Source organism: Hominiventricola sp., assembly GCF_057604405.1.
In genome coordinates this window covers 1-3,594 of the sequence record NZ_DBLYVB010000058.1, presented here as the reverse complement: position 1 = coordinate 3,594, position 3,594 = coordinate 1, and the positions used below count along the sequence as shown (strand labels likewise).

Below are 3,594 nucleotides of genomic sequence, written 5' to 3'. Positions count from 1 at the left end.
AAGTGCTGCAGGAGCAAGTGTAGAAATCAGTGGAGGTACACAGTTTTATCTGACAGCACCACTTGATCAGGCAGAGAGCGTCAGTGCTACATTTTCTTCTCGGATGAAGGGAAGCATTGATAAAGAATACTCTGCTTACAAGATTGTAACAGGATCCGGAACACAGGACCTGGCTCTTGTTTTCGGTGAAGGTGTCGGAAATGAGAAATATGTGGATTTTAAAGTAACCTGGACAAAAGAATGCAAAGTATCCATTGTAAAGAAAGATCAGGATACAGGAAATGCACTGGCTGGTGCAGTGTACGGGATCTATTCCGATGCTGCATATACAAAGCTGATCGCAGAGATGCCTGCAACTGATCAGAATGGTGCTTCACAGCTCACAATGGAGAAAACACAGGAAGTTGTTTATCTGAAAGAAATCTCTGTTCCAACAGGGTATCAGATCGATACAAAGTCTTATAATGTGACTCTTGCTATCGGAAAGACAACGACCAAAAATGTAACAGACAAACGTGTAAATGCAAAGATCAACATTGCAAAACAGGATGCTGAGACAGGGAATGCAGCACAGGGTGATGCAACGCTGGAAGGTGCAGTATATGGCCTTTATGCAAGGGAAGATATTGTTCATCCGGATGGAAGAACCGGAACGATCCATAAGAAAGACAGCCTGATCACATCCCTGACAACGGATAAGAATGGCGAAGCCTCTGTATCAGACCTCTATCTCGGAAAGTATTATCTGAAAGAGCTTAGTGCTCCGGTGGGATATGTACTGGATCCGACAGAACATGAGGTGGACTGTACTTACGAAGGTGCTACTGTTCCGACAGTAGAAAGAACTTCTGTATGTAAAGAAACAGTCATCAAGCAGCCGTTCCAGATCATCAAGGCAGCAAACAATGGAAAGACCGATGCAGATCTTCTGCAGGGAGTTGGTTTTTCAGCATGGCTTGTCAGTGATCTGAAAGTAAAAGCAGATGGAAGTTATGATTTTGATTCAGCCAGACCAGTTGTACTGACTGCAGATGGCCAGACAGAAATGTTTACCGATGAAAAAGGTTATGCAAGATCGATTCCGCTTCCATATGGAACTTATGTGGTAAGAGAAACCACAAGCAAACACAACTATGCACCGGTTGATGATTTTGTAGTGAAGATCACAGAGAATCATCCGGATACACCGCAGACATGGCGAGTGCTGCTGGATAAAGAATTCAAAGCAAAATTAAAGATCATCAAAAAGGATGCAGAAACACAGAAATCTGTACTCCTGGCCAATACTGAGTTCAAGGTATACGACCTGGATAACCAGAAATATGTGGAACAGACAACATCCTATCCGAAGCCAACAGTACACAAATCTTATTTCACAAACGAGGAAGGATACCTGGTACTGCCAAAGAATCTGAAACCTGGTAACTACCGGATTGAGGAAGTGACGGCACCCGATGGGTACATGATATCCAAAAACTATGTGACAGTTGCAGTTGATACAGATACTGCTTATCTGACCGATCCTGTCACAGGAGATGCAGTCATTGATGTGGAATATACCAATGCCCCGGTCAAAGGTCAGTTAAAGATCTATAAACAGGGTGAAGTGTTAAAGGGATTTGATAAGGACTTCCAGTATGAAATGGCTGGACTTGCAGGTGCTGAATTTGAAGTCTATGCGGCAGAGGATATCTATACTGCCGATCATCAGGTAGATGCAGATGGACAGAGAACTCTGTATTTTGCAAAGGATGCACTGGTAGCAACCGTCACAACGGATGCAGATGGTTATGCAACTGTAAAGAATCTTCCACTTGGCAGATACTATGTCAAAGAGAAGAATGCACCGGACACTTATGTGTTAAATACTGTGCCGGAAAATGTCGAATTTGCTTATGCGGATCAGGATACTGCAGTAATCGAGAAAGAAATCTCTGTCACAGATGAACGACAGAAAGTGTCGATTACTGTCGAAAAACAGGATGCTGAGACAGGCAATACAGTAGCCGGAGCAGTGTTCGGTATTTACAATGCAAAAGACATTCAGACGAAAGATGGAAAAGTGATCGTCAAAGCAGATACTCTTTTACAGGAAATGATTTCTGATGAAAAAGGTCAGGCAGCATGTACACTGGATCTTCCACTTGGAAGCTATTATGTAAAAGAACTGAAAGCACCAGATGGATTCGTATCTTCGGATGAAGTACTGAGATTTGATGCTTCTTATCAGGGGCAGGATGTACAGACAGTAACATTAAAATCCGTAAAGAAGAACCAGCCGACAACTGTTGAGATCACAAAATCAGATGCAACAACCGGTGTAGAACTGGATGGAGCTTATCTGAAAGTAACGGATAAAGATGGAAATGTAGTAGATAGCTGGACATCTTCAAAAGATGCACCGCATGTGATCAAATATCTGAAGGTGGGTGAGACTTATACCCTACATGAAGAGTTTGCACCGCATGGTTATCTGATAGCCAATGATGTGACATTCACAGTCAAAGATACCGGAGAGGTTCAGAAAGTGGAAATGAAGGACGAGGTACCGGTTGGTGAACTGATCATCAACAAAAAGGGAGAATTCCTGGATTCTGTTACACTGGCCGATAAGGTCAAAGGTGTGGTGGAACACATTTTCAACTATGTAACCGGAAAGCTGACAGATGTTACTTTTGAAGTCTATGCTGAGGAAGACATCAAGGCTGCAGATGGCGTCAGTGACGATCACTATAAAAAGGATGAACTGATCGCAACGATCAAGACAGATGAAACCGGTATTGCAAAACTGGAAAATCTTCCACTTGGTAAATACTATGTGAAAGAAACAGGAACTGCTTATGGTCATGTACTGGATGGTGAGATCCGTCATGTAGATCTGACTTACGTGGATCAGAATACACCAGTTGTAGTCTATGACAAAGACTGGCAGAACAACCGCCAGAGAGTAGAAGTCAGTGTACTTAAGAAAGAAAAAGATTCTGACCGTACATTGGAAGGCGCTATCTTTGGATTATTTGCCAAAGAAGACATTAAGTCTGAGACAACAGGTAAAGTCCTGATTGAAGCCGATGAGATCATTGAACTGAAATCTACGGATGAAGAAGGAAAGATCACATTTGTTGCAGATCTTCCAATAGGAGCAACTTACTATGTAAAAGAGCTCTATGCACCGGACGGATTCGTAACCAACGATGAAGTAAAGGAATTTACCTTTGAGTATGCAGGTGAGGATCAGCCGACAGTCACTTATGATTTTACCTTTGATAATCAGCCAACCGTCGTTGAATTTACCAAATCCAGTCTGACAACCGGAAAAGAACTTCCAGGATGTAAGCTGAAAGTGGTAGATGCTGATGGAAATATCGTGGATGAATGGACTTCCGGTAAAGAAGCACATGTGATCCGTGAGCTGACTGTCGGAAAAGAATACACACTGGTTGAAACAAAACCTGCTGATGGTTACGTGACAGCTGAAAGCGTGAAGTTCACGATCAAAGATACTGCCGATGTGCAGAAAGTTGAGATGAAGGATGATGTAACGAAGGTGAAAATCTCCAAACAGGATATCGCCGGAAAAGAACTTCCGGGAGC

Annotated in this window: 1 protein-coding gene; it reads left to right on the top strand. The window is 42.7% G+C overall.

The annotated features are described in order from the left end of the window. Positions 1-3,594: SpaA isopeptide-forming pilin-related protein (locus ACZMB2_RS13800; protein ID WP_487597152.1), on the top strand; the 3,594-nt coding region annotated here is incomplete at both ends.